Source organism: Aureimonas sp. ME7 (assembly GCF_903970965.1).
In the GTDB taxonomy this organism is placed as follows: Bacteria; Pseudomonadota; Alphaproteobacteria; order Rhizobiales; family Rhizobiaceae; genus Aureimonas.
Genome location: NZ_CAJCKW010000004.1, coordinates 120,780 through 146,650, shown reverse-complemented (window position 1 = coordinate 146,650; position 25,871 = coordinate 120,780). Strand labels below are relative to the sequence as shown.

19 protein-coding genes and 1 tRNA gene are annotated in these 25,871 nt (G+C 64.9%); 9 read left to right on the top strand and 11 right to left on the bottom strand.

What is annotated here, in order from left to right:
• Positions 1-4: 4 nt before the first annotated feature.
• Positions 5-1,723, bottom strand: coding sequence for a ubiquinone-dependent pyruvate dehydrogenase (poxB, locus tag H7A85_RS09455; protein WP_182085682.1), 1,719 nt, complete (start codon positions 1,721-1,723; stop codon positions 5-7).
• A 200-nt stretch (positions 1,724-1,923) separates the two neighbouring features.
• On the opposite strand from poxB, the gene radA reads away from it, so the two are divergent.
• From radA to H7A85_RS09435, 4 genes are all read left to right on the top strand, one after another.
• A complete protein-coding gene (gene radA / locus H7A85_RS09450) occupies positions 1,924-3,312 on the top strand; it encodes a DNA repair protein RadA (RefSeq protein WP_182085681.1) in 1,389 nt (462 codons plus the stop codon).
• A gap of 78 nt (positions 3,313-3,390) precedes the next feature.
• The gene (locus tag H7A85_RS09445) at positions 3,391-4,026 is read left to right on the top strand and encodes a CvpA family protein (protein ID WP_182085680.1); all 636 of its coding nucleotides are present in this window, start codon (positions 3,391-3,393) and stop codon (positions 4,024-4,026) included.
• Positions 4,027-4,177: 151 nt separating this feature from the next.
• Entirely contained in the window at positions 4,178-5,653 is a 1,476-nt protein-coding gene (purF, locus tag H7A85_RS09440) for an amidophosphoribosyltransferase (RefSeq protein WP_182085679.1), read from the top strand.
• A gap of 43 nt (positions 5,654-5,696) precedes the next feature.
• Positions 5,697-6,437: an SDR family NAD(P)-dependent oxidoreductase gene (locus H7A85_RS09435; protein WP_182085678.1), complete on the top strand. Its 741-nt coding sequence runs from the start codon at positions 5,697-5,699 to the stop codon at positions 6,435-6,437.
• Here the strand turns inward: H7A85_RS09435 and pssA are convergent, their stop codons facing one another.
• The 9 genes from pssA to H7A85_RS09390 form a co-directional block, all read right to left on the bottom strand.
• On the bottom strand, positions 6,438-7,217 hold the full coding sequence (gene pssA / locus H7A85_RS09430; RefSeq protein WP_182085677.1) for a CDP-diacylglycerol--serine O-phosphatidyltransferase: 780 nt from the start codon (positions 7,215-7,217) through the stop codon (positions 6,438-6,440).
• A gap of 3 nt (positions 7,218-7,220) precedes the next feature.
• Positions 7,221-7,970, bottom strand: a complete 750-nt coding sequence (locus tag H7A85_RS09425; RefSeq protein ID WP_280514914.1) for a phosphatidylserine decarboxylase — start codon at positions 7,968-7,970, stop codon at positions 7,221-7,223.
• A 41-nt stretch (positions 7,971-8,011) separates the two neighbouring features.
• Positions 8,012-9,862 (bottom strand): ABC transporter ATP-binding protein/permease, encoded by a 1,851-nt coding sequence (locus H7A85_RS09420; RefSeq protein WP_182085840.1) that lies wholly within the window; start codon positions 9,860-9,862, stop codon positions 8,012-8,014.
• A gap of 177 nt (positions 9,863-10,039) precedes the next feature.
• Positions 10,040-11,281, bottom strand: a complete 1,242-nt coding sequence (locus tag H7A85_RS09415) for a LysM peptidoglycan-binding domain-containing protein (RefSeq protein ID WP_182085675.1) — start codon at positions 11,279-11,281, stop codon at positions 10,040-10,042.
• A 167-nt stretch (positions 11,282-11,448) separates the two neighbouring features.
• Complete coding sequence (locus tag H7A85_RS09410) at positions 11,449-11,655, bottom strand: hypothetical protein (RefSeq protein WP_182085674.1); 207 nt, start codon at positions 11,653-11,655, stop codon at positions 11,449-11,451.
• A gap of 117 nt (positions 11,656-11,772) precedes the next feature.
• Positions 11,773-11,862, bottom strand: a tRNA-Ser gene (locus H7A85_RS09405).
• A 114-nt stretch (positions 11,863-11,976) separates the two neighbouring features.
• On the bottom strand, positions 11,977-12,717 hold the full coding sequence (locus H7A85_RS09400; RefSeq protein ID WP_182085673.1) for a FadR/GntR family transcriptional regulator: 741 nt from the start codon (positions 12,715-12,717) through the stop codon (positions 11,977-11,979).
• 186 nt (positions 12,718-12,903) lie between these two features.
• Complete coding sequence (locus H7A85_RS09395) at positions 12,904-14,079, bottom strand: glycosyltransferase (RefSeq protein WP_210270238.1); 1,176 nt, start codon at positions 14,077-14,079, stop codon at positions 12,904-12,906.
• Entirely contained in the window at positions 14,069-16,429 is a 2,361-nt protein-coding gene (locus H7A85_RS09390; protein ID WP_182085672.1) for a hypothetical protein, read from the bottom strand. The genes H7A85_RS09395 and H7A85_RS09390 overlap by 11 nt, the downstream gene beginning before the upstream one ends.
• A gap of 942 nt (positions 16,430-17,371) precedes the next feature.
• Between H7A85_RS09390 and H7A85_RS09385 the strand changes: the two genes are divergently transcribed.
• The 5 genes from H7A85_RS09385 to H7A85_RS09365 all read left to right on the top strand — a co-directional run bounded on the left by H7A85_RS09385 (position 17,372) and on the right by H7A85_RS09365 (position 25,137).
• Positions 17,372-18,982 (top strand): calcium-binding protein, encoded by a 1,611-nt coding sequence (locus H7A85_RS09385; RefSeq protein ID WP_182085671.1) that lies wholly within the window; start codon positions 17,372-17,374, stop codon positions 18,980-18,982.
• Between the two features lie 79 nt (positions 18,983-19,061).
• On the top strand, positions 19,062-19,937 hold the full coding sequence (locus tag H7A85_RS09380) for a sulfatase-like hydrolase/transferase (RefSeq protein WP_182085670.1): 876 nt from the start codon (positions 19,062-19,064) through the stop codon (positions 19,935-19,937).
• Between the two features lie 694 nt (positions 19,938-20,631).
• On the top strand, positions 20,632-22,410 hold the full coding sequence (locus tag H7A85_RS09375) for a type I secretion system permease/ATPase (RefSeq protein ID WP_244631072.1): 1,779 nt from the start codon (positions 20,632-20,634) through the stop codon (positions 22,408-22,410).
• Positions 22,411-22,435: 25 nt separating this feature from the next.
• A complete protein-coding gene (locus H7A85_RS09370; RefSeq protein WP_182085669.1) occupies positions 22,436-23,821 on the top strand; it encodes an HlyD family type I secretion periplasmic adaptor subunit in 1,386 nt (461 codons plus the stop codon).
• 86 nt (positions 23,822-23,907) lie between these two features.
• Entirely contained in the window at positions 23,908-25,137 is a 1,230-nt protein-coding gene (locus H7A85_RS09365; protein WP_244631071.1) for a glycosyltransferase family 4 protein, read from the top strand.
• Here the strand turns inward: H7A85_RS09365 and rirA are convergent, their stop codons facing one another.
• Positions 25,138-25,626, bottom strand: coding sequence for an iron-responsive transcriptional regulator RirA (gene rirA / locus H7A85_RS09360; RefSeq protein ID WP_182085668.1), 489 nt, complete (start codon positions 25,624-25,626; stop codon positions 25,138-25,140).
• Positions 25,627-25,871: the final 245 nt, after the last annotated feature.

The window sequence follows — 25,871 nt, the reverse complement described above, 5'->3', positions numbered from 1 at the left end:
CGAACTAGCGGAACAGATTGGTTTCGGCGAGCTCCACGATCTCGTCGCCGCGCCCGGTCATGATCGCCCGAAGCGCGTAGAGGCTGAAGCCCTTGGCCTGCTCGGCCTGAATCTTCGGCGGCAGCGACAGTTCCTGGCGCGCGGTGACGACGTCGACCAGCGCCGGCCCGTCATGCGCGAAGGCGTCGCGCAGCGCTCCGTCCAGAGCCGACGAATCGGTGACGCGGATGCCGCGGAGGCCGATCGTCTCCGCCATCGCCGCGAAGTCCGGGTTCTGGAGGTCGACATAGGTCGGCAGATAGCCGGCCGCCTTTTGCTCCATCTCGACGAAGCCGAGGGAGCCGTTGTTGAAGACGACGACCTTCACAGGCAAGCGAGACTGCACCGCCGTCAGAAGCTCGCCCATCAGCATCGCCAGCCCGCCGTCGCCCGACAGTGACACGACCTGCCGATCCGGAAAGGCCGCCTGCGCTCCCAGCGCTTGGGGCAGCGCGTTCGCCATCGAGCCATGATTGAACGAGCCGATCAGCCGGCGCCTGCCGTTCATCTGGAGGTAACGCGCCGCCCAGACGGACGGCGTGCCGACATCGGCGGTAAAGACTGCATCGTCGCTGGCGATCTCGCTGACGCGCCGCGCGACATATTGCGGATGGAGCGGCTTGCCCTCTCCGCGCGGTGTCGCAAGATCGTCCAGCCCCTCACGCGCCTTGCGATAATGCGCCAGTGCGGCGTCGAGAAAGCGCCGATCACGACCGTCCGGGACCTTCGCCGCCAAAGCGGAGGCGAACGCGCCCGCGTCGGCTTCAACCGCAAGATCGAGCACGGCGCGGCGGCCGAGCGCACTCGGATCAACGTCCACCTGAATGATCTTGGCGCCCCTGGGATAGAAGTTGCGATAGGGAAAGTCGGTGCCGAGCATCAGAAGGACGTCGCAGTCCATCAGCGCATGGTAGCCCGACGAGAAGCCGATCAGTCCGGTCATCCCCACATCGAACGGGTTGTCCCATTCCACGTGCTCCTTGCCGCGATAGGCATGGACCACGGGCGCGGCCAGCCGGTCGGCCAGCGCCACGACGGCATCGTGCGCCCCGGCCGTCCCCGCGCCGGCCAGAATGGTCACGCGCTCGGACAGGTTCAGGATCGCCGCGGCCTGCGCCAGCGCCGCCTCGTCCGGCAGCTTGCGCGCCGGGATCGGGGGTGCGAACGCCGGTGCGGCACCTTCGATCTCCAGCATCGACACGTCACCCGGCAGCACGATCACCGCGACGCCCTTCCGGGCGATGGCCGTGCGTATGGCGCGATGCAGCACCTCCGGCATCTGCTTCGGGTTCGTCACCAGCTCGCAGAAATGGCTGCACTCGCGAAACAGTTCGGTCGGATGCGTCTCCTGGAAGTAGCCGAGCCCGATCTCGCTGGAGGGAATCTGCGCGGCGATGGCGAGCACGGGAACGTGGTTGCGCTGGCAGTCGTAGAGACCGTTGATCAGATGCAGGTTGCCGGGGCCGCAGCTACCCGCGCACACGGCGAGCCGGCCCGTCGCGGCGGCTTCGGCCCCGGCGGCGAAGGCGGCGGCCTCCTCGTGGCGGACATGCATGAAGGCGATGCGCCCGTCCTTCGCCTGCGCGGCGTTCACGGCGTTCAGGCTATCGCCAGTCAGACCCCAGATCCGCTGAACGCCGGCCTCTGCCAGCGTTTCGATCAGGAGTTCGGAAATCGTGGTCATCTGCTGGCTCCGGTCCGCATGCCGCGCATGGCGTGGTGCCGGGTAGAACGGCTGCCCGGAAGCCTCGTTCCTCGAAGCGCGGTCAGGGCTGGCATGTACCCCGCGCAAGGCTGTGCTGCCCGACCCGCGAAGGGGCTCGGCGCTTGTTTCCCTTTTGTTCGCATGGCATCTAGGGGTCGATACAGGATGCGGCGGCGGGCATGGCCAAGAACAAGACTACCTTCATCTGCCAGAACTGCGGCTCGGTCTTCAACCGCTGGCAGGGCAAGTGCGAAGCCTGCGGCGAGTGGAACACGATCGTCGAGGAAAGCGACACCAACGGCATTGGCGGCGGCCCCATCCGCTCCAAGCGCAAGGGCCGCCCCGCTGCGCTCCTTCCCCTTTCTGGCGAAACGGAGGAGGCGCCGCGTATCGTGTCCGGCATCGCCGAGCTCGACCGGGTGACCGGCGGCGGCTTCGTGCGCGGCTCGGCGCTCCTTGTCGGCGGCGATCCCGGCATCGGCAAGTCGACCCTTCTGATGCAGGCGGCCGCCGCCTTGGCGCGCGGCGGGCACAAGGTCATCTACGTATCAGGCGAAGAAGCGGTGGCGCAGGTCCGTCTTCGCGCCCAGCGGCTCCATGCGGCCGACACCAGCGTCCAGCTCATGGCCGAGACCAATATCGAGGACATCCTGGCGACGCTCGGTCAGGACAAGCGCCCCGATCTCGTCATCATCGATTCGATCCAGACCGTCTGGACCGACATGGCCGAGTCCGCTCCCGGGACGGTCACCCAGGTTCGCGCCGGGTCGCAGGCGCTGATCCGCTACGCGAAATCCAGCGGCGCAGCCGTGATCCTCGTCGGCCACGTCACCAAGGAAGGCCAGATCGCCGGCCCGCGCGTCGTCGAGCACATGGTCGATGCCGTCCTTTATTTCGAGGGCGAAGGCGGCCATCACTACCGTATCCTGCGCACGGTGAAGAACCGCTTCGGGCCGACCGACGAGATCGGCGTCTTCGAGATGAGCGACATCGGCCTGCGCGAGGTTCAGAACCCATCCGAACTCTTTCTGGGCGAGCGCAACGGCCAGGCGCCGGGCGCGGCCGTCTTCGCCGGCATGGAGGGCACGCGTCCGGTCCTCGTCGAGATCCAGGCTCTCGTCGCCCCCTCGACGCTCGGCACGCCGCGTCGCTCGGTGCTGGGCTGGGACCAGCCGCGCCTCGCCATGGTGCTTGCCGTCCTCGAAGCCCATTGCGGCGTGCGCCTCGGCCAGCACGACGTCTATCTCAACGTCGCGGGCGGTTATCGCATCCAGGAGCCGGCGGCCGATCTCGCGGTCGCCGCCGCGCTCGTGTCCTCGCTCTCCGGCCAGCCCTTGCCGTCCGACTGCGTGTATTTTGGGGAAATCAGCCTGTCGGGCTCGGTGCGTCCGGTGGCTCACGCCGGGCAGCGCCTGAAGGAAGCGGAAAAGCTGGGGTTCCGGCAGTCCGTCCTGCCCTCCGCCAGCGCCGATCTGCCTCGCAACCGGGACGTCGCGGCCCACGAGATCGAGAGCCTGCCCCATCTCGTGGCGCGGGTCGCCGGGCGTCAGGTGCAATCGGAGACTTGATTTTTCAAAGCCTTCGCAGTGTAAGACGACAAGCAAGCGACGTTTGCGACGCAACACTCAAGTCAGACCGGGTATCGAATGACCGTCACTCTGCTGGATGCGATTCTGATCGTCATCATGCTCGTCTCGGCGCTGCTCGCGATGGTGCGTGGCTTCTCCCGCGAGATCCTCTCGGTCCTGAGCTGGGTCGCGGCGGCCGCCGCCACCTTCCTGCTCTACGAGCGGGTCACGCCGTTTGCTGCGCAGTACATCCACAACGAGAAGCTGGCGCTCGCCGCCTCGGCCGCCGGGATCTTCCTGCTGACGCTGATCGTGGTCTCGTTCATCACACTCAAGATCGCCGACTTCATCATCGATTCGCGCGTCGGCGCGATCGACCGCACGCTTGGCTTCCTCTTCGGCGCGGCGCGCGGTCTGCTGCTGGTCGTGGTCGCCATGGTGTTCTTCAACTGGCTGACCCCGCCGCAGTCCGGCAACCAGCCGCCCTGGGTCGCCAACGCGCGCTCCAAGCCGATGCTGGACGATCTCGGCGGCCAGCTCGTCGCGCTTCTTCCGGAAAACCCGCAGGAAGCCATCCAGGAACGCTTCGGCACGCCCGCCGCGCCCGGCGACGCCGGCGCGGCAGGCGAGAACCCGACCGCCGAACAACCGAACTCGATCGAGGACGCGATCGAGCAGGGCGAAGAGCAACCGGCCGAAGCACCGGCCAACTGACCGAACGGGGCGACCCGGCGGTCATGGGGGAGCAGCATGGGTCGGCGCGGCACCCGCGCCGATCGTCTTTTTGTTCGCGAAATCCGGTCCACGCCCCCATATGGCGGGCTGAACCGGTCACCGGGCCCGGATCGGCCAGAACGGAATCGAGATGACCAAGCTCTCCTTCGACGAACTCGACGGCGACACGCTGCATGAGGAATGCGGCGTGTTCGGCATTCTGGGCCATCCCGACGCCGCGACGCTGACCGCGCTCGGCCTCCACGCGCTCCAGCATCGCGGACAGGAAGCGGCCGGCATCGTCACGTTCGACGGGCAGCAGTTTCATACCGAAAAGCGCATGGGCCTTGTCGGCGACCACTACACCGACCCGGCGACGCTGGCGAAGCTCCCCGGCTTCATCGCCATCGGCCACACGCGCTATTCCACCACGGGCGAGGTCGCGCTGCGCAACGTGCAGCCGCTGTTCGCCGAGCTCGAGGTCGGCGGCATCGCCGTCGCCCACAACGGCAACTTCACCAACGGCCTGACGCTGCGCCGCCAACTGATCGCCGACGGCGCGATCTGCCAGTCGACCTCCGACACCGAGGTCGTCCTCCACCTCATCGCTCGCTCCAAGCACACCTCTTCCTCAGATCGCTTCATCGACGCGATCCGCAAGGTCGAAGGCGGCTACTCGATGCTCGCCCTCACCCGCACCAAGCTGATCGCCGCGCGCGATCCGATCGGCATCCGCCCGCTCGTCATGGGCGAGCTCGACGGCAAGCCGATCTTCTGCTCGGAAACCTGCGCCCTCGACATCATCGGTGCGAAGTACGTGCGCGACGTCGAGAACGGCGAAGTCGTCATCTGCGAGATCCAGCCGGACGGCTCGATCTCGATCGACAGCCGCAAGGCCCCGGAAGCAGCGCCTGAGCGCCTCTGCCTCTTCGAATACGTCTACTTCGCACGGCCCGATTCGGTGGTGGGCGGGCGCAGCGTCTATGTCGCGCGCAAGAACATGGGCATCAATCTCGCGGCGGAAGCCCCGGTCGAGGCCGACGTGGTCGTGCCCGTGCCCGATGGCGGAACACCGGCGGCGCTGGGCTTCGCGCAGGCGAGCGGCATCCCCTTCGAATACGGCATCATCCGCAATCATTATGTCGGCCGCACCTTCATCGAGCCGACGCAGCAGATCCGCGCCTTCGGCGTGAAGCTGAAGCACTCGGCCAACCGGGCGATGATCGAGGGCAAGCGCGTGGTGCTGGTCGACGATTCGATCGTTCGCGGCACGACATCGGTCAAGATCGTCCAAATGATCCGCGATGCCGGCGCGCGCGAAGTGCATATCCGCGTCGCCAGCCCGATGATCCACTATCCCGACTTCTACGGCATCGACACACCGGACGCCGAGAAGCTGCTGGCCAACCAGCACGAGTCGGTCGAAGCGATGGGCCGACACATCGGCGCCGACTCGCTCGCCTTCCTGTCGCTGGACGGCCTATACCGCGCTGTCGGCGGGAGCCCTCGCGATGCGGCGCGGCCGCAGTTCACCGACCACTACTTCACAGGCGACTATCCCACCCGCCTTCTCGACAAGGAAGGCACTGGCAACGTTCACCGCCTCGCGGTGATGGCGAGCGGCTGAGCCGCCCCTTCATCGCATCTCAGAGTTCCAGGAGTCTTCGCCCATGTCCGGCCAGCTCGCAGGGCGCGTCGCGCTTGTCACCGGCGCTTCGCGCGGCATCGGCTACCACCTTGCCAAGCAGTTGGCCGCCGAGGGCGCTCACGTCATCGCGGTCGCTCGCACGGTGGGTGGGCTGGAAGAGCTGGACGACGAGATCAAGGCGGCGGGCGGCGCTGCGACCCTCGTGCCGCTGGACCTCACCGACATGGCGGGCATCGATCGCCTCGGCGGCGCGATCCACGAGCGCTGGGGCAAGCTCGACGTTCTCGTAATCAATGCCGGCGCGCTGGGCACGCTCAGCCCGATCGGCCATATCGAAGCCAAGACCTTCGATCGCACCATGGCGATCAACGTCAACTCGGCGTGGCGCCTGATCCGTTCGGTGGACCCGCTTCTGCGCCTATCCGACGCCGGGCGCGCCGTTCTGCTGTCGTCGGGCGCCGCCCATTCCTGCAAGGCCTATTGGGGCCTTTATGCCGCCACCAAGGCCGCTCTCGAAGCGCTCGGACGTTCCTGGGCGGCGGAAACGCAGAACCTGCCCCTGCGCGTCAATTCGGTGAATCCTGGCGGCACGCGCACCGCCATGCGTGCGCTCGCCATGCCCGGCGAGGACCCGGAAACGCTGCCCAAGCCCGCCGACGTCGCCGCGCGCATCGTGCCGCTGGCACTCCCCTCGATGACAGAAACCGGACGCCTGTTCGACGTCCGGCAGAACCGCTTCCTCACCTACCACGCGCCCGACTGATCAGGCGGCGTCCCGGCGCGCCTGCCGGCGATAGGATCGGATGGAGAACGGGATCGTCGCGTAGTAGACGATCGCCGAGACCGTCAGCGTTTCCCAAAAGAAGCTGAGCAGCAGCGCGATATACAGAACCACGAACAGGATCGCCGGCGCGACGTATTCGCGGCGCAGAGGGATGCTGAACGTCTTGCCCGAATAGGTCGGGATCCGGCTCGCCATGAGCACGCCCACCATCACGAGATAGACCGAGGCTGCGACAGGCGTCACATCGGGAAATGCGAGGTTGCTGGTGAAGCCGAGATACATCGGGAACAACGCGAGACCCGCGCCCGCCGGCGACGGAATGCCGGTAAAATAGGCGCTCTTCCAGGCTGGCTTGTTCGGCTCGTCCAGCATCGTGTTGAAGCGCGCCAGACGCAGCGCGCAACCCGAAATGTAGAGAAGCGCGCAGATCCACCCGAAGGACCCGGCGTCGTTCAAGGTGTAGGCGTAGAGGAGAAGCGCGGGGGCGACGCCGAAATTGACGATGTCGGCCAGCGAATCCATCTCCGCGCCGAACCGGCTCTGCCCGTTGACGAGGCGCGCGATGCGCCCGTCGATCCCGTCGAGGAATGCCGCGCCGAGCACGAGCCCGACCGCCAGCTCGAACCGCCCTTCGAAGGCTAGACGAATGCCGGTGACGCCCGCGCAGATCGACAGGATAGTGATCAGGTTCGGCAGGATCTGCCGGAACGGGATGCGCGAAGACGCCACGGGCGCTGGCGCGGGGTCGAGATCGGGCATCGATCAGTCCCGGCGCCAGGACCAGGCGGCGCGGCCCGCCCCGAACTCGGCGATCACGGTCTCGCCCGCGATCGCCTTCTGCCCCTCCGCCACGCGGGCGACCGCGCCGTCCGGCAGGTAGATGTCGAGCCGCGAGCCGAAGCGGATGAGGCCGAAACGCTCGCCGGTCTCCAGATGCTCGCCCGCGCGCGAAAAGACGATGATGCGCCGCGCGACGGCGCCCGCGATCTGCACGACGCCGACCTCGCCATGCGAGGTGTCGATCACCATGCCGGAGCGCTCGTTGACCTCGCTGGCCTTGTCGAGTTCGGCGTTCTTGAACAGGCCTTCCCGGTAGATGATCCGCTCGATCCGCCCACGCACCGGCGCCCGGTTCACGTGGCAGTCGAAGACGTTCATGAAGATCGACACGCGAAGCAGCGGCTCGTCGCCGAGGCCGAGATCGACAGGCGGGCGCACGAGACCGACGAGCGAGACCTTGCCGTCCGCGGGGCTCACCACGAGGTCGTCGCCGACCGGTGTCACGCGGTGCGGGTCGCGGAAGAAGTAGGTGCACCAGACCGTCAATACGAGGCCGATCCAGAACAGCGGTTCCCAGAGGAGGCCGAGCAGCACGGAAGCGACGAAGAAGCCGATGATGAAGGGATAGCCTGCGCGATGGATCGGCACGAAGACGTTGCGGATCGAGGCGATCATATCCATCGGCGAAAATTTCCTTCTGCATCGCCGCAAATCGGCCTGGGGTCGACACATAGGGGGAAACGGCGCAGCGCTCAACGCCGCGCCGTTCACGCTCATTCGACCGGCGCGGTCCGCTTGGCGTTGAGGACACCGAGCGCGTCCGCGTCGCGGGCGCGGCGAAGCGCTTCCTCGGCCTCGTTCTCCTCGCGCTGCATGGTCCACATTTCGGCGTAAAGACCGCCTTCGGCCAGCAGCGCCCGGTGCGAGCCGCGCTCGACGATCACGCCGGCGCGCAAGACGATGATCTCGTCCGCATCGACGATCGTCGACAGGCGGTGCGCGATCGTCAGCGTCGTGCGCTGATGCGAGACGAGCTGTAGCGCGCTCTGGATCTCCTGTTCGGTGTGCGTGTCGAGCGCGGAGGTCGCCTCGTCCAGAACGAGAATCGGCGGGCTCTTCAGGATCGTGCGCGCGATGGCGACGCGCTGCTTCTCGCCGCCCGACAGCTTGAGGCCCCGCTCGCCGACCATCGTATCGTAGCCGTCCGGCAGGCTCTCGATGAAGCGATCGACCTGCGCGAGCGCCGCCGCCTGCCGCACCTGATCGTCGGCCGCCTCGGTGCGCCCGTATCGGATGTTGTAGGCGATCGTATCGTTGAACAGAACCGTGTCCTGCGGAACGATGCCGATGGCCGAGCGAACGCTGGCCTGCCGCACCTCGGCGATGTCCTGCCCGTCGATGGTGATGCGCCCACTCTGGATGTCGTAGAAGCGGAACAGAAGCCGCGAGATGGTGGACTTTCCGGCCCCCGACGGGCCGACGATGGCGACCGACTTGCCGGCCGGCACTTCGAACGAGATCCCCTTTAGGATCGCCCGTTCCGGCTCGTAGGAAAAGTGGACGTTCTCGAAGCGGATCGTCCCTTCGCCGACCGCGAGGTCGGGCGCCCCCGCCCGGTCGCGCACTTCCTGCCGGAGCCCTAGGAGGCGGAACATCTCCTCCATGTCCGTCAGGCCCTGACGGATCTCGCGGTACACGAAGCCGATGAAGTTCAGCGGCACGGAGAGCTGCATCAGCATGGCATTGATGAAGACGAAGTCGCCGAGCGACTGCGTCCCCGCCCGCACTTCGAGCGCCGACATCACCATCGCGACGCCCATGCCGGCGGAGAAGATCACGCCCTGCCCGAAATTCAGCCAGCCGAGCGAGGTCCAGGTCTGCGTCGCCGCCTTCTCGTATCGCGCCATGGAGCGATCGAAGCGCTCGGCTTCCATCGCCTCGTTGCCGAAATATTTGACAGTCTCGAAGTTCAGGAGCGAGTCGATCGCCTTGGTGTTGGCGTCCGTGTCCGAATCGTTCATCTCGCGCCGGATCGCGATGCGCCAGTCGCTGGCCTTCACCGTGAACCAGCCGTAGGCCACCACCGTGGCGGTGACGACGAGGAGATAACGCCAGCCGTAGGCGAAGCCGAAGATCGCGGCCGTCAGCGCGAATTCGAGGATCGTCGGCACCGTGTTGAGAACGGCGAAGCGAACGATCGTCTCGATGCCCTTGGTGCCGCGCTCGATGATGCGGCTCAGGCCCCCGGTGCGCCGCTCCAGATGGAAGCGCAGCGAGAGCTGATGCATGTGGACGAACGTCTTGAAGGCGAGGATGCGCACCGCATGCTGCCCGACGCTGGCAAACAGTGCGTCGCGCAGCTGATTGAGCGCCACCGAGAGGACCCGCACCACATTGTAGGCGACCACCAGCGTCACCGCGCCGGTGAGAACCAGCGGCAGCCATTGGATGGCCGAGTTCGTTCCGTCGAGCGCGTCGGTCGCCCATTTGAAGAAGTAGGGAATGCCGACCGTCAGGAGCTTCGCCAGAACGAGATAGAAGCTCGCCCAGACGACGCGCGCCCGCAGATCGGGTCGGCCTTCCGGCCACATGTAGGGCCAGAGGCTTTGGAGCGTGCGCCACATGGCGCCGCTCTCACCGGCGGCCGGTGCAGTATCGGGATCGGACAAGGTCAAAGATTTCCGGTGCGGGAACGGCGGACGGCGAAACGCCCGTCTCATGTTTCGACCGCTTCTAAACCTCTGCCGGCCGATGAACCAGCCCAAGATGGCCCGGCGGCACGACTTGTTGGCCGTGCGGCGTCAGCCCTTCCGCTCCGCCTCGTCGCCGTTCGGCATCCGGAAGATCTGCCCGGGATAGATGCGGTTCGGGTCGCGGATCTGGTCGCCGTTGGCCAGATAGATCACCGTGTATCGACTGCCGCGACCGTAGGTCGCGCGCGAAATGCGCCATAGTGTGTCCCCCCGGCGGATGATGACGCGCGGAGGCGCCGCTTCGAGGGGCGCCTGAACGGTGGTTCGCAGGCCCGATAGATCGGCAGCGCTTCCAGCGGTCGCCGCTTCACTCGCAGGCACATCTCCGGCCTTGATCGAGGGCGAAGCAGCCGAGGCGACAGCCGCCATCGGCTCGTCGTTCGGCCGTTGGAACGGCACCTCGACCCGGCCCACCACCTGACCGCTCGCATTCACCTCGTCCGCCCGGATCGTATGGTCGCCAATCGGCACCTGCGCGGCCGCGCTGGCGATGAAGCGCTCTCCCTCGCCACCCTTCGTTTCCGCGACGAGCTTGTCGTCGAGATAAACGCGAACCTTCGACGTTTCGGGCGCGGCACCGGCGATGAACAGCTTGCCGCCTTCCACTTCCACGGCCTCCACGGCCAAAGTGCCAGGAGGAGCAACGGGAGCAGGCGCCGGGGCAGCCTTGGCCTCGGCGGTAGCGACCTCGGCCGTATCCGGTTGCGTCGGCGCGGCAATCGACGGCGACGGCGCCGGCGCCGCCTCGGGGCGCACCAGAACCTCCGCAGGCTGGCCCGCGCGCTCCATCATCACCAGCAGCTCGTGCGACCGATCCTTCGGCGGCACGTTGACCACCGCCGCATCCTGCGACACGCCGCCCGTGCCCGGCTGCTCCAGTTGCAGCCGGCGTGAGCCGGTCGGCAGCGACAGCGTCATGACGAAGTCGCCGTTGGCGTCCGTTTGCGCCTCTCCATAACTACGAACGCCGTCGCTGAGGGCAACCTTCTCGTTCGCCGCCCCGCGTCCGGCGATCACGGCCGACCCGTCCGGCTCGACCCGCACGACGTCGAAGCCCGGCGCTTGGCTCCCCTTCGCCGCTTCGGCAGCCGGAGGCACCTCGGCACTTGCCGGTGATTGCGCGGCGGGCGGTGATGGGCTCGGCGCCGCGGGAGGCGTCGCGCTTGGCGGCGCGACCGGAGTGCCCGCCGTTTCGACCACCTGATCCAGCCCGAACAAGCCGCGATACCATCCAAGGGCAAAGGCCGCGATCACCGCGACCGCCAGAAGAGGCCCCTTTCGTCTGATCATCGCGCCGTCCGTCCCCGCGTGGTTTCATCGAGCGCCGACCATATAAGGCGCGGACACGCCTCACAATGCGAATCATGCTTTGCTTTGAATGAGATGAAGCCTGTTCCGGCGGCGCGATGGAAACGACCCAGCCGCGGCCCAATTCCCGGCACCACCCCAAAACAGCGTCATCCCGCCGTCAGGATCGCGTCCGAGAAGAACTGCGAGGTCACGTTGTCGTTGTGCTCGCCGGCGGCCTTGCGGCGTAGGGCATCGAAATAATGCGCCCGCTTGGCTTCCGCCTCCGCGCGGTCGTCCCGCAACATCGTTTCGATCAGCGCCAGCGTCTGCCCGAGACGCTGCGCGAGACTGTTCATGTCGAGAGTTTCTTCCATGAGACGGCTCCTTCGGAGCGCATTCTCCCTCCCCGGGCTGGCATCAGCCTGAAGCCGCAACCGGCTGGGCGCTGCTGTCGGCACGGCGACCGTCAACCGATACGAGAAGATTTCGAATGGCGGAGAGGATGGGATTCGAACCCACGATACCGTTCCCGGTATACTCCCTTAGCAGGGGAGCGCCTTCGACCACTCGGCCACCTCTCCGACGCTGTTCCGACTAGCGGAAGCACCGGAAATGATCAAGGGCAAAGCGGCGGCGTTCGGATCGAATGCCCGGCCGCAACTCTGGTCGCGTACGCCGCGCGAAAGGCGCACTCGTCAAACCGCGACGTCCACAAGTCTCGGGTCCACCGAGCGGATGTCGTTAAAGGCGAGTTCGACGAGCATGGCCATGGCCGAGCGCGCGGCGACGGCGTTCCCGTCCTCGATGGCCGTCAGAACCCTTGCGTGCTCGGGCACGGGATCGCGCGGCATGCGCCCGTCCCTTGCCTTGAACAGCGTCGTCCAGCGCACCGCCGCTGATATGCCGCTGGCCAGTGTGCCCAGAACTTCGTTGCCGGTGGCCAGGAGGATGGTTTCGTGGAACTGTCGATCGGCATTGCGCCCTTCTTCGACGCCGAGACCATGCCGCGACATGGCGTCCAGCGCCTCGCGCATTGCCAGAAGATGCGCGGCGGTCCGGCGGTCCGCTGCGAAGGAAGCGGCCGCAGGCTCCACGATCTGTCGCAACTCGAACAGATCGCGCACGAAGGCGGGCGGCGGGGGACCGTTCTCGAACACCCAGCGCAGCACTTCGGGATCGAGGAAGTTCCAGTTGGCTCTCGGGTTGATCCGCGTCCCCGCCTTCGGCCGGCTGCTGACCAGCCCCTTCGCAGCGAGGATTCGCACAGCCTCCCGATAGGCCGTCCGTGAAACGCTCAGCTTCTCGCTGAACGAAACCTCGTTGGCCAGAAGATCACCGGGTCGATAAGTCCCGGTGAGGATCGCCGTCCCGATATCCTGCGCGATGGATCCATGAAGCCTCTGGGCTCGCCCTCTTAGCGTGCTAGCAGCGATCATCTTCGCCTCCGAGGCGGCAGGGGCTTGGAACTCCCCTGGACATTGCAAAGCACGTCATCCGTCGGATCTACCCACCTGTAGAGATCGCTTGATGGGGTACTCGATCATTCAAACGCAGCAAAGCTTACCAACGTGAAAGAACCATGGCCCTCAAAGCTCATACATGCCTGGTTAGCTTGCTGAAGTTCAACGGTGAACGAGCACTTCGCTCAACCTTTTTGCCTGATTCGCAGACGTGAAATGGGATTGCGCATCTTCGACACCATTTTCCGCGACAGTCTTGTACTCGCCGTTAAATTCGATGATGCCCTCGACTACACTCTTTATGGACGAATACCATTCATGGTTGTTGGAAATATATGAATTCCGACGATGATAAATTGCCTCCTTGAATGTGTAGGATGGAGAAGCTATCGTAACAGTACCAACTGCAGCAGCTTCAAAATACTTAAGTTCTGATTTGCAATTGGTGAATCGATTATCTTGTAGAGGGGCAATATTAATCTCCGTCGAAGCAATCAGGCCTTGAAGATTGACGAAATCGGTAAAACCGAGGCGATCAATGCGGTCAGAATGATGAGATAGCTGTTCGGGAACTTCGAGATATCCCGCCATGCGCAGCCGAACCATTGGAAATTCGTCCAAGATGGCCGCTATCGCACTTGCCGCGATGTCGAAGTCTCTCTTGTGCGTTGGAGACCCGCTGAAATACCCAATGTGAAGATCCGCGTCGCGAGCGTAGTTCGAAGCGCGCTTGGCACGCACGATGGCCTCCGAGCGCGTCAACTGCAGATCGTTGAGGAAATTGGGAACGATGCAAACCTCGACTTTCGCGAACTCCTTGATGCGTTCTGCAAGATAGGCGTTCGTGCAAATCGCACCATCGCATTGCCGCAACGTCGCTCCGATGCGGCCAACGTAGGCGAACCAAAAGTCCCAATCCGCGTCTGTACTCATGGATTGTGCTAGGCTCTTCGTGAGCAGATGGACGTACTGAGTGTCGAAAACCAAGTCGTCGACATCGAAGAGGACGCGCACGCCCCGCTGTCGCGCCAGAGAAATAAGCGTCGCGACTCCATCGCCGTATCGCGCGCGGCATATGACGAGCACGTCGGCTGCCGACACGATCTCGTCGAAAGATCCGCTATCTCCAAGATGGAAGTAGGATGCGGAAACCCCGGCCAATCCCTTGTCGATCGCCTCTATCATGTTGAAGACGCGATAGCGGAAGGTACTGTTGTCCGGCTGCTCGTAGAAATACGCGACCCGGTAGCCTCCCCTCCTCAACTTGCTGAGACGGTAGGAAAGAGACGCATGCCAGGGGTCAGCGTAAGGCTCGTCGGCCGGCAGATCAATGAACAATGGAATCGACCTGCGCCAAATGCTCGATGGACGCGGTGAGCGTATCGTTCCAGTCGCGCTTCAAACCGCTTTCGGATAGGTTCTGATCGCGTTTCGACAGATCGGCGGCCAGCGCCACGCCATCGCGCAATCCCTCGACCAGAGCGTCCACTTCGCCCTCGACGCACAGGATGGAACGGCTGTATTGCGCCAGATCCGTCTTCACTCCGAACGTGTTGGTGACGGCAACCCCTCCGCAAGCGGCGATGTCGAGCGGGGGATAGCTGGGGTGGGGCGTATACATCAGCGTCAGACCGAGATCCACGGAACGAGTGAACTCGGCATATTCCTCCCACGCCATGCCCTGCCTGATGATCGGCCGGACGCCGGCGATGCTCAGCGGTTGGAGATCCTTGCCGACGAACACGATGTCCCACTCGTCGGGGCTGAGAATGCCCTGAACGATCGCCTTCTCGATGACCTCAAGGCCCCGAGCATACAGGTTTCTCGAATTGTTGGGCCGCGCGTAGAAGAAGAAGACCTTTTTGGATTTCGCCTGTCGGTTCGGAAAATAGATTCGATCGGGGAACGCTGGCTCGAAAAAGGGCGTGTCGGCATCGATGATGCCGTCCGCCACCAGATGTCGGTGCAGGAGTTCGGAGTTGATGACTTTGCGAACCCTCTTCCGACCCATCGTTTCCGCGCTCAGAAGCGCTTCGTCGCCAAATGGATAGAACATGCGCTCGTCTTCCTGGAGGAGGTAGATCACCTTCTCCTCGGCGATCGACTGAAGCGTGGCGCGTGTCGTCCACCAGCTCGTCGTAATGAAAAGCTCGTCCGCCGAGATGTCGATCTGCGCATCCGCCGAGGCGATGTCGGCGAAGGCGAAGTCGATATTGTCGTCGTATTGGATGCCTTGCGCGCGAAACAACGCCGCGACGTTCTCGGCCGCCGGGGGTTGAGTGCGGGTGACGATGCGCAGCTTGCGCCCGGTCCGCTGAGCGAACAGGGCCGAGAAGATCAGCGCGGTCGCCACGCCTCCGAACAGGCTTCCCTCGTTGATGCTGTCGGTGACCATCGAGACGCGAGGACGATCGGCCGGCGCTTCGAAGACACTCAGCGGCGGCTGCCCGAGATGAGGCCGCCAGGCAGCACCCCCTTCCGTGGCGGACGCATGCAGCGAATGGTCTACGGGATGCATCGGCAGCCCGGCCTGCATCGCCAGTCGCGTGCGCGCCACCTCGCGCCGGGCTCCCGCCCGCCAAGGCGTGATCAGCTGCCAGCCGCCGCGCGCCAGGGCGCGTAGGGCTGCGCGGCTTTCGGGCGGAAGTGCCTGTGCCATTCTTCGCATCGGCTGCAGGGCGCGCCACGACGTCGAGTTCGTCAGCGCGTCCAGCGCTGCCTCACGCTGGAGGATGTCCTGCCGCAGACTGCTGATCTGGAACTCGGCGTCGCGCAGCTGCTCGGGAAACAGCTTCAGCCGATCGTTTTCGGCACTGGCGAGCGCGAGTTCGCTCCGCATGCGGGCATGTTCGCGCGCGTGCTCGGCCTGGGCGGCGCGCAACTCGCCGCGACCCGTCGCCACCGCTGCAGCCAGCTCGTTCTCCCGCGCCCGCAAATGGAAGTCGAGATCGCGGGCCTCCTTCGTCTTCGCCTCGAGCGCGCGGAACTCCCAGGCCACGTAAGGTGAAAGAAGAGAGGACGCCGCGGCCACCTCGTCGCGAACCGCGTCCAGCGCCGCCCTTGCAGACGGGGCGTCGCCGGCCGCGAGTTGCATCAGGGCGGACCACGCTTGTGTCGTCAGCGCGTCCAGCCGCGTCCCGCTGCCGATCTCGCCGCGCTCGGCATGATGACGAAGGTCTCGGCTGAGGAATGCGTCGATGTCCGCTTCGGCGCGCGCCCTTTCCTTCGGCCAGGTCAGGTCGAGCTCGCGCCCGACCTTGTCCATGACGCCGCGCCAATCAGCCAGGAGATCGTCGTAGGACAGAACCGCGCGGGTCATGTCTCGCGTCTCCGCCTCCGCCGCCAACGTATGGTCGAGCCAGAGGAGAAGGCTTTTCGCCCGGGGAAATCCGTCCCGCCGGCCGAGCGAGGCCGCCACGTCGAGCGGATGACGCAGCGGCAGGAGCGCCTTCGGCTCGGCGCCGACGGCCTTCATCGCCGCGCGCCACAGCGGCACGAAGCGCGACATGCGCGGGTCCTTCACCGCGAAGATCGGCGCACCCGCGAAGAGTTCACCGTCGATGATCGCCGCCAGTCGCCGGACGAACCCCTCCCCCGCTGGCGTTTCGACGAACGCGTTGGAAACCGGCATCGGGTCGTCCCAGCTCGATCCGAGATGGGCCAGGAGCTCGCCGTGGAACGCGTTCACCGCGCGGTTTTCATAAATTCCCTTCTCATTATACTCTTCGGCCGGCAGCAGCTCGCCCGATACGGGAATTCCCAGCCGCTCCAGCACTCCGGTGAGGGCGGACGTCCCGCTTCGATGCATTCCAAAAACGAGCAGGCCGAGAGGCGTCGCGGGACGGCTGGAGGATGAGTTCAAGGCGTGTATCGCTTCTTCGAGGCGCTTAGCGCGAAGCGCTTAGCGCGGGGATTCGGCATGGGGGCGAGATCGAGCGGCCGACAGGACGCAACACCCCGTCGGTCACGCTCTGTGTGGAAGCGGCTCCATTCCTTGTCAACCTGCCGCAACACAAGGACTAATCCATCGTTAAGCCGCAGCCTAGAAAACGGATCGGCGAACGCCGAAAACCGGGAAACGGATTTCCATTCGGTGCGAGCGGTCTCGAGCGTCCAAATGGGCCCCGAACGACTTGACGGCAGCGTTCGACTACCGGCCCGCGCATCCGCGACTTGGCCTCGCGTAAGCACCACCCTGACGCGAACTGAGACCGGCCGCTTCACAATGACGTCGTCCTAGAACCGGAGCGAACCGCCGGTCAGTCCGGACCAGCAACGCGATCGGGGCGACCTTTCGACGACGCACCAACGCATCCACTCGCGCCCCGCTGAACGAACGGCAACACAAGGCTTCGTAGGCCCCACGCCATGCCGTACGAATTCCTAAACTTGCGTAAACCTGATCTCGCAGCCCGTTGAAATCTCATATCCGCGCCCTTTTGTGGCGCGCCTGCATCACATGGTTGAACGGCAGGAGAAATAGGCCGTTTTGCATATTGCCTCCTCTATCCTCCACATGCATATCCTCCCGGCAGATTCCATTGCCGAAGGGTAATGGTCTCAACCGCAGGGAGGGTGCGCAGTGTGCACGCTCGCATCCTGTCCATCCTTTGGGGCTCCAGGAGACCACATGGCTAATTATCCTTTCAATGGCACCGAAAGCCAGACCGTTGCTTTCGATCCGGCTCAGGACCGCGTGATCCTGAACCTCAACGCTGCGGACATCGCTTCGATCTCGGAAGACGCCCGCGGTAACTCGATCTCGATCATTTCGACGAGCGGTGCGGTTCTCACGCTCACCGGCGTGACTTTTGCGGCATTGACAACCTCGAACATCATTGCTGGCCTTCAGTCGGACATCGTCCTCGACTACGGCACGGCTGGTGACGATGCCGGCCTCAACTCTCTCGAGGGTAACGTAGTTCTCGGCCTCGCTGGCAACGACGAATTGGCCGCTTCGGCGGACGGTTCGGTTCTGTTCGGCAATCAGGGCAACGATGAACTCGACAACGCCGGCTTCAGCAACGTTCGCCTCTACGGCGGCCAGGATGCTGATACCCTCACGCTCGATTTCGCCGCTGCGGCTGACTCCGCTAACGATAGCTCGCTACTCGTTGGTGGTCTCGGTCTCGATGAGATCACCGTTGGGACCGCATTCGCATATTCTGGCGATGTGACGGTTTATGGCGGCAACGAGTCCAATGATCCGACGGACGGCGCCGACACCATCACTGCTGCGCTTTCCAACACCGGCACTGCCCTTATCTACGGCAACGGCGGTAGCGACGAGATCACTGTAACCGGCTTGGGTTCGGCAACGATCTTCGGCGGACAGGGTGACGACACGGTTGCTTTCACCGGCAACTCTGCGTCGATCGTCGGCGGACTCGGCGAAGATGAGATCACGGTCACCACCGCTGGTGATGACGCAGCTGTCACCGTCTATGGCGGCAATGGCAACAATGATCGCCTCGACGGTGCCGATGTAATCAACGTTGGCCTGACGGCTGATGGTGACTCGGCTGTGATCTACGGCAATGCTGGCGAAGACGTCATCACTGTGACGGGTCTTGGCAATGCGACCGTATTCGGCGGCGCTGATGATGATCAGATCACCTTCACTGGCAACTCCGCATCGATCGTTGGTGGTCTTGGCGGTGACACGCTTACTGTCACTACCGCTGGCTCCGATGCAACCGTGACGGTTGTTGGTGGCAACGGCACCACGGACGCGGCTGACGGCGACGATATCATCTCGGTCACGCTGACGACCGCTGACGACACCGCTGTTGTCTACGGCAACGGTGGCGACGACGAGATCACCATCGATGGCCTTGGTCTTGCGACCGTCTTCGGTGGTCAGGGCAATGATACCCTCATCATCAACAGCTCGCTGAACCACGTCCTGACCGGCGGTGCTGGTGATGATACGTTCGACTTCTCAGGTGCTGCTGACACGACGGCTGCGGACGAAATCGTTTCCATCACCGACTTCACGTTCGGCGAAGACACGATCGTGTTCGATGCAGCCGCTGCTGTGACGAGTGTTGTGCAGACGACCCTGGCAACTGGTGACTTCGCGGCGATCACGGGTGCTGCCAGCGCTACTGCTGGTGCAGTTACCCTTGTGACGGTTTCGTCGGGCGATCTGGCTGGCACGTACGCGGTGTACGACGATCAGGTCGTTGAGGTCACCGGCTTCACCGGCACGATCTCGGCTGACTCGTTCTCGGTCGCTTAATCTAGCGAAGTCCAACTACATTCAGTAGTTGAGCAAAGGGCGGCTTCGGCCGCCCTTTGTGTTTGTGGAGCAGCCTTCGATGTCAGACGCCTCGGATCACGTCCTCTTCGTTACCCTGGACTCCTGCCGCTACGACACGTTCGCGGCCGGCGCCGCGCCGAACATCAAGGCCGTGGCGCCGCTGCATAAGGCCCAGTCGCCGAGCTACTTCACCTACGGCTCCCATTCCGCGATGTTCGTCGGCTTCACGCCCGGCATCTCCGGCGCTGCCCAGCCTCTCCTCGATCCGAAGTTCGGCAAGCTCTTCAAGATCGTGGGTGCCGGTCATCCCGGCAAGGGCACGGAAGGCTACGAACTCGTCGGCCGCAACATCGTCGACGGCTTCCGACGTCTCGGCTACACCACGATCGGCACCGCCGCCATGGGCTGGTTCGATCCCGCCACCGTCACCGGCGGCCATCTCAGCGACAGCTTCGAACACTTCTTCTATGCCGGCGCCTACTACCTGGGAAACCAGATGGCGTGGGTGAACGAGCGCTTGGCTGAAGCGGAGGGCAACACCTTCACCTTCGTCAATGTCGGCGAAACCCACGTCCCCTACTGGCACGAAGGCGCTCCCTGGTCGGCGGACGACAACCCCTGCCACCCCTTCCAGACGGTAGACCGCTCCTCCGAATGCCGCTCGCGCCAGACCGCCTGCCTCGAGTTCGCCGACCGCCTCCTCGCCCCCCTGATCGAGCGCCACATGGACGGCACGATCATCATCTGCGGCGACCACGGCGACTGCTGGGGCGAAGACGGTCTGTGGGAGCACGGCATCATGCATCCGATGACCACGACGGTCCCGCTCCTGATCCGCTTCAAGGGAAAGCCCGTCGAGCGCCAGCCGAACCAGGGCACGTCTCCCTCAGCCGTCAAACAGCCCTGGCTGCGACGCCTCCTGTCGTCACGCTGACGGATCGGACCGGAAAACTTTCCCTCCTTCTATCCCTGCCCCTTGCCGCCTCTTCTATCTTGGCTCCCATCGCCGGCCCGATCTGGATGGGCGCGAATGATCACCGGGATCGTTCGGAGGGGCTGGCGAGCGGTGTCCGCGACACGCATCCTGCCGGAGGATGCGCTGGCCCGGACGGTTCCTGAAGAGCACATGAGGGTTGGCTGCTCAAAACGAAGCGGCTCTTGGACAACTACGGCGTCGGAGACAGCCTCGAAGCGATGCGAGTGAGAGCGCGATCGCCCAACAGGCCGAGATGCCCTGCGTAACCCTCGACAAACGGCCAGGGCCGGCTTCGCACCCCGGTCCGGAACCGATCAACACCGCGCGGGACGCCGGAGGCGGACCACTCAACTACACTACCCACGGAGGTTCGCCTCCGGCGTCCCGTCGCCCACCATCAAAAGGGCGACACCTATCGACCCCATCACCCCGGCCGCGATCAGCGGTGCGGGCGCTTTCGCGCGTCCGGGCTTGGGATATGCACGCGGGGATTGCAGAACGGGCGTAGGAAAAATAAGACTTTGTCTATATGGTCGCCCCGTCGCTTGTGCGCAGGGCCGCCTTTCGCCTTCAAGAAGCCGCGTTTGGCTGGTGTGGGCGGGCTCCTCGCGGAAGCGTCGTGTTCCGCAGCGTCCGTGCGCAAAGGCGATCCATGCAGAAGCCCTCCGATCTCGCGCCTGAAATGCGCGACGCGCTGAAGTCCGGCATCCGGCCCATGGCCTTCGCCGCGCTCTTCTCCTTCGGATCCAACCTCCTCTACCTCGCGCTGCCGATCTACATGACGCAGGTCTACAGCCGCGTCGTGACCTCGCATTCCGAGGAAACGCTTCTGTATCTGACGATCGCCGTCGTCATGGCCTTCGGCGTGATGACAGCACTCGAGGAGCTGCGCGGGCGCATCCTCATCAAGATCGGCTCCATGCTCGATCGCCGCCTCGCCCCGCGCCTCCTCGACGCGGTGGTCAACGCCGGCCTTCGTGCCGGCCGCCCCGTCCGCTCCTCCGCGCTTCGCGATCTCGACACGTTCCGCCAGGGCCTTGCCGGCAACGTCACCAACGCCGTCCTCGACGCGCCCTGGGCCCCGATCTTCCTGATCGTCATCATGGCGATCGACTGGCGCCTCGGCCTCCTGTCGCTGATCGGCGCCGTCGTCCTCTTCGGCCTCGCCCTCTTCAACGAGCATCTGACGAAGCCCGCCCTCAAGGACGCCAACGTCGCCGGCCAGCGCTCCTACTCGGCCACCGATTCGGGCCTGCGCAACGCCGAAGTCATCTACGCGATGGGCATGCTGCCCGGCCTGTCGAAGCGCTGGAACCGCGACCGCATGGCCATGCTCTCGGCGCAGGAGCTCGCCTCCGAGCGCGGCGGCACGATCCAGGCCACCATCCGCTTCACCCGCCAGTTCCTCCAGGTCGCGATTCTGGCCGGCGGCGCCGTCCTCGTCATCGAAGGCCTGACCGGCCCCGGCGTCATGTTCGCCTCGATGATGCTAATGGCGCGTGCTCTTGCCCCGGTCGAGCGCGCCGTCGGCTCCTGGTCCGCCATCACCGCCTCGCGCCAGGCCTTCGAGCGCCTCAACTCCCTTCTCAAGGAGTTCCCGGCTCCCGAAGCCGGCATGGCCCTGCCGCGCCCGGCCGGCCGCCTGTCGGTGGAAGCCTGCTTCTACGCCTTCCCCGCCACCAACAAGGCGCTCCTCAAGAACCTCAACTTCGCGCTGGAGCCGGGCGACTGCCTCGGCCTCATCGGCCCGTCCGGCGCCGGCAAGTCCTCGCTCGCCCGCCTCCTGATCGGTGTCGCGCGCCCCTCCTCCGGCTCCGTGCGCCTCGATGGCGCGGAGATGCATTCCTGGTCGCGCTCCAACATCGGCCGCCACATCGGCTACCTCCCGCAGGACGTCGAACTCTTCTCCGGCACGGTGCGCGAGAACATCGCCCGCTTCGCGCCCGACACCAACGACGAGGCCGTGCTGGAAGCCGCCAAGATGGCCGGCGTCCACGACCTGATCCTGCGCCTGCCGGAAGGCTACGACACCGAACTCGGCGAAGGCGGCGCCATGCTGTCGGTCGGGCAGCGCCAGCGCGTCGCGCTCGCCCGCGCGGTCTACGAGAAGCCCTCCTTCGTCGTCCTCGACGAGCCCAACGCCTCGCTCGATTCCGAAGGCGAGCAGGCGCTTCTGGCCGCCATTGTTGCGCTACGCCGCATCGGCTCCACGGTCGTCGTCATCTCGCACCGGATGTCGGCGCTGAACTATTCCAACAAGATCCTCCTTCTGCGCGACGGCATGGTGGAGCGCTTCGGCCCGCGCGACGAAGTCCTCGCCCGCGTCGTCGCCCCCGCACCCACCGGCGCCGCCCCCGCTGCCGCGCCTCAGCAGCAGCCCTCCGCCGTTGCGAAGGCGCCGGAGGCCAAGGCGCTTCCGGCCTCCTCCTGAACCTGAAGCCGCAAGAGATACAGCCATGTCCGTGATCGCTTTCAGGAAAAAGCCCGAGCTCGACCCGAACGTCTCGCCCGAGGCGGCCAAGCTCCCACCCCCGCCGATGAGCGACGACGCCGCCTTCGACTTCGGCCTTCGGCGCCCGATCGTGCTCGGCTCTGCCATCGTCGCCGTTTTCATCGTCGGCATCGGCGTCTGGGCCGCGTTCGCGCCGCTCAGCGGCGCCGTTGTCGCCAGCGGCGTCGTCAAGGTGGAAGACAGCCGCAAGGTCGTGAAGAATCGCGACGGCGGCATCGTCTCGCAGGTTCTCGTGCGCGACGGGCAGCGCGTCGAAGCCGGCGACATCCTCCTGCGCATGGACGACGTGCAGGCGCGCTCGGCCTACGAGGTCTACGACAACCAGTTGATGAACCTCCTCGCCCGCCGCGCCCGCTTCACCGCGGAAAGCAAGGGCGAGGACCAGATCACCTTCCCGCCCGAAGTTCTGGAGCGCCGCGACGACCCGTCGATCGAGCAGCTGGTCACCGATCAGACCATCCTCTTCCAGACCCGCAAGCAGGGCCTGGAAACCCAGATCGACATCCTGGAGCAGCGCAAGCAGCAGCTTTCGACACGCATCAGCGGCTACGAGGTGCAGATCAATTCGATCGACCGGCAGCAGGAGCTGATCGAGGAAGAGAAGAAGGGCGTCGCCTCCCTCCTCGCCAAGGGCCTCGCGCCCAAGACGCAGGTTCTGGCGCTGGAGCGCGCCTCCGTCGATCTCGGCGGCCAGACCGGAAGCCTCCGCTCGCAGATCGCCGAAGCTCGCGAGACGCAGGGCGAAGCGGAGATGCAGATCAACCGTCTGAAGCAGGACCGCCTGACGGAAGCGAACGAAGGCATCAGCACCGTTCAGTCCGACATGGCCAACATCGTGCCCCGCCTCCAATCGGCCCGGGCGACGCTAGACCTGACGGAAGTGCGCGCCCCGGTGAAGGGTACGATTCTCGGGCTCACCCAGTTCACCAACGGCGGCGTGGTGGGCGCCGGCGAGCGCATCATGGATATCGTCCCCGACGACACGCAGCTCGTGATCGAGGCGATGATCAATCCGCAGGACATCGCCAAGGTCGAGCCGAACATGATGGCGATGGTGAAGCTGACCGCCTACAACCAGCGTGTCACCCCGTCCGTGGAAGGCAAGATCCTGCGCGTCTCGCCCGACCGCCTCACCACCGAGAACGGCACCGCCTACTTCAAGGCCGATATCGAAGTTCCCCCGACGGCGCTTTCCCACCTGTCGCACGACATCCGCCTCTATCCCGGCATGCCGGCAGAAGTGATGGTGCCGACCGGCGAGCGCACCGCGCTCGATTATCTCCTGTCGCCCATCACCAACTCGATGGATCGCGCCTTCCGAGAGGAATGAGCCTTTCGGCGGCGCGCCTCTTCGGGAGTGCGCCGCCCCGCCTGTCCCGCTCGTGACAGACGCGCCGGGATGAAGTCCCGTTGCGTATGGCCTGTCCCGACATGATCAAGAACAAGACCCTTCTTTTCATCCATCAGAACTTCCCCGGCCAGTTCCTCCACCTTTGCCGGGCGCTCGCAGCGGACAACCGCATCTTCTTCATCACCAAGCCGACCAAGAACCGGCTACCCGGCGTCCGGCTGGTGGAATACACGCCCCATCGCGCACCCAACCCGCAGATCCACAACTATCTGCGCACCACCGAAGACGCGATCCTGCACGGCCAAGGCGTGGCGCGGCTGCTTCTTCAGATGCAGAAGGAAAACGTCCGGCCGGACATCATCATCGGCCACAGCGGCTGGGGCGAGACGCAGTTCGTCAAAGACATCTTTCCCGACGTTCCCCTCCTCAGCTACATCGAGTTCTACTATAGCGCCCAGGGGGCCGACGTCGGGTTCGATCCGGAGTTCCCGAGCAACCCGGAGCTGAAGTTCCAGCTGCGCTGCCGCAACCAGATGATTCTGTCCTGCCTCGAGTCGACCGATGTCGGCCTATCGCCGACACACTGGCAGCACAGCCGAATTCCAGAAATCTTCCAGTCCAAGGTCGAGGTCATCCACGACGGCGTCGATACCGACCAGATCGGGCCCTCGGAACGCCCGAGCGTCACGTTGAACGGCCGGACCTTCGACGGCTCGTTTCCGCTGGTCACCTATGTCGCGCGCAATCTGGAGCCCTATCGCGGCTTCCACATCTTCATGCGCACGATCGACCGCATCCTGAAGAAGGCGCCGGACGCACATATCGTGCTGGTCGGGGGCGACGGGGTTTCCTACGGCGCGCGCCTGCCGGAGGGCGAAACCTACAAGGCGCGCTTCCTGAAGGAGAACCCGGTCGATGAAAGCCGGGTCCACTTCGTCGGCCGGGTCGAGTACGACGACTTCAAGAAGCTGCTTCAAGTGTCGGACGCGCACGTCTATCTGACCTACCCGTTCGTCCTGTCCTGGTCGATGCTGGAATCGATGGCGACCGAATGCCTCCTGATCGGCTCGCGGACGGCGCCGGTGGAGGAGGTCGTCCGCCATGGCGAAAACGGCCTGCTCGTCGACTTCTTCGATCCGCAGGAAATTGCCGATACCGTGGTCGAGGCGCTGGCGAACCCGCAGCGGTTCCGCGACATGCGCCGGGCAGCCCGCGAGACGGTGGTGCGCGACTACGATCTGAAGCGCGTCGCACTCCCTCGTCAGATCTCGCTGATCGAGCGTATGCTCGGCTGATCAGCCGGCCAGAGGGACAAGCGCGGGCGGAGCGCCAAACGAGGATGGAACCGGGTCGGCGAGCCCCAGACGATGCCGGATCGAACCGCTGGACGAGACCAGCCCTTCGATCGTGAAGCCGCCGAGCGTGCCGAGAAAGGCATCGAGCGCCGCTCGCAAGGCGGCGTTCAGGGCGCAGCTGTCGATCAACGGGCAATCGACGGCACCGGTCTCGAAGCATTCCGCCATGGCGAAGCTCTCTTCCGTCACCTCCACCACGGCGCGCAGCGTGATCGCTTCAGCCGGTTGGGCCAGACGGATGCCTCCGTTGCGGCCGCGTACGGTCTGGACGAAGCCCGCCTCCACCAGGGGCTGGAGAATCTTGAACAGGAACAGTTCCGACACGTTGTAGGCGGCGGCGACCTCCCCCACCCGACTGAGACGATCGGGATTGGCTGCGCAATACATCAGGAGGCGGATCGCATAGTTCGTCTGGCGGGTCAGCCGCATCGGTCGTCTCCCAAAGGTAGGCCGTTCGCCATTCTCGTCATGTGGCAATTATTTAGAGCAATTCCAGAGAAGCGGCCAGCGTCCTCTGCGCCGGTCACGAGATCGCATATGTCGGAGTTTTTCCACCTTCATTTCATGGATCACCGATTTGGCCGTCGCGTGGCCGATTGCTAAAAAAACCGACATGCATCAGGGTTGAGCGGCTTCCGGCGGTTGCGACCGAAGGATTCCAGCGGTCGGCCGAA

Excerpts from the sequence above, each read along its gene's own strand:
- H7A85_RS09445 (WP_182085680.1), top strand. The coding sequence starts at position 3,391 with ATGACCGTCACTCTGCTGGATGCGATTCTGATCGTCATCATGCTCGTC.
- H7A85_RS09375 (WP_244631072.1), top strand. The coding sequence starts at position 20,632 with ATGCAGAAGCCCTCCGATCTCGCGCCTGAAATGCGCGACGCGCTGAAG.
- H7A85_RS09370 (WP_182085669.1), top strand. The coding sequence starts at position 22,436 with ATGTCCGTGATCGCTTTCAGGAAAAAGCCCGAGCTCGACCCGAACGTC.
- radA (WP_182085681.1), top strand. The coding sequence starts at position 1,924 with ATGGCCAAGAACAAGACTACCTTCATCTGCCAGAACTGCGGCTCGGTC.
- H7A85_RS09385 (WP_182085671.1), top strand. The coding sequence starts at position 17,372 with ATGGCTAATTATCCTTTCAATGGCACCGAAAGCCAGACCGTTGCTTTC.
- rirA (WP_182085668.1), bottom strand. The coding sequence starts at position 25,626 with ATGCGGCTGACCCGCCAGACGAACTATGCGATCCGCCTCCTGATGTAT.
- pssA (WP_182085677.1), bottom strand. The coding sequence starts at position 7,217 with ATGCCCGATCTCGACCCCGCGCCAGCGCCCGTGGCGTCTTCGCGCATC.
- H7A85_RS09415 (WP_182085675.1), bottom strand. The coding sequence starts at position 11,281 with ATGATCAGACGAAAGGGGCCTCTTCTGGCGGTCGCGGTGATCGCGGCC.
- poxB (WP_182085682.1), bottom strand. The coding sequence starts at position 1,723 with ATGACCACGATTTCCGAACTCCTGATCGAAACGCTGGCAGAGGCCGGC.
- H7A85_RS09435 (WP_182085678.1), top strand. The coding sequence starts at position 5,697 with ATGTCCGGCCAGCTCGCAGGGCGCGTCGCGCTTGTCACCGGCGCTTCG.
- purF (WP_182085679.1), top strand. The coding sequence starts at position 4,178 with ATGACCAAGCTCTCCTTCGACGAACTCGACGGCGACACGCTGCATGAG.
- H7A85_RS09420 (WP_182085840.1), bottom strand. The coding sequence starts at position 9,862 with ATGTGGCGCACGCTCCAAAGCCTCTGGCCCTACATGTGGCCGGAAGGC.
- H7A85_RS09410 (WP_182085674.1), bottom strand. The coding sequence starts at position 11,655 with ATGGAAGAAACTCTCGACATGAACAGTCTCGCGCAGCGTCTCGGGCAG.
- H7A85_RS09380 (WP_182085670.1), top strand. The coding sequence starts at position 19,062 with ATGTCAGACGCCTCGGATCACGTCCTCTTCGTTACCCTGGACTCCTGC.
- H7A85_RS09365 (WP_244631071.1), top strand. The coding sequence starts at position 23,908 with ATGGCCTGTCCCGACATGATCAAGAACAAGACCCTTCTTTTCATCCAT.
- H7A85_RS09425 (WP_280514914.1), bottom strand. The coding sequence starts at position 7,970 with ATGTGTCGACCCCAGGCCGATTTGCGGCGATGCAGAAGGAAATTTTCG.
- H7A85_RS09400 (WP_182085673.1), bottom strand. The coding sequence starts at position 12,717 with ATGATCGCTGCTAGCACGCTAAGAGGGCGAGCCCAGAGGCTTCATGGA.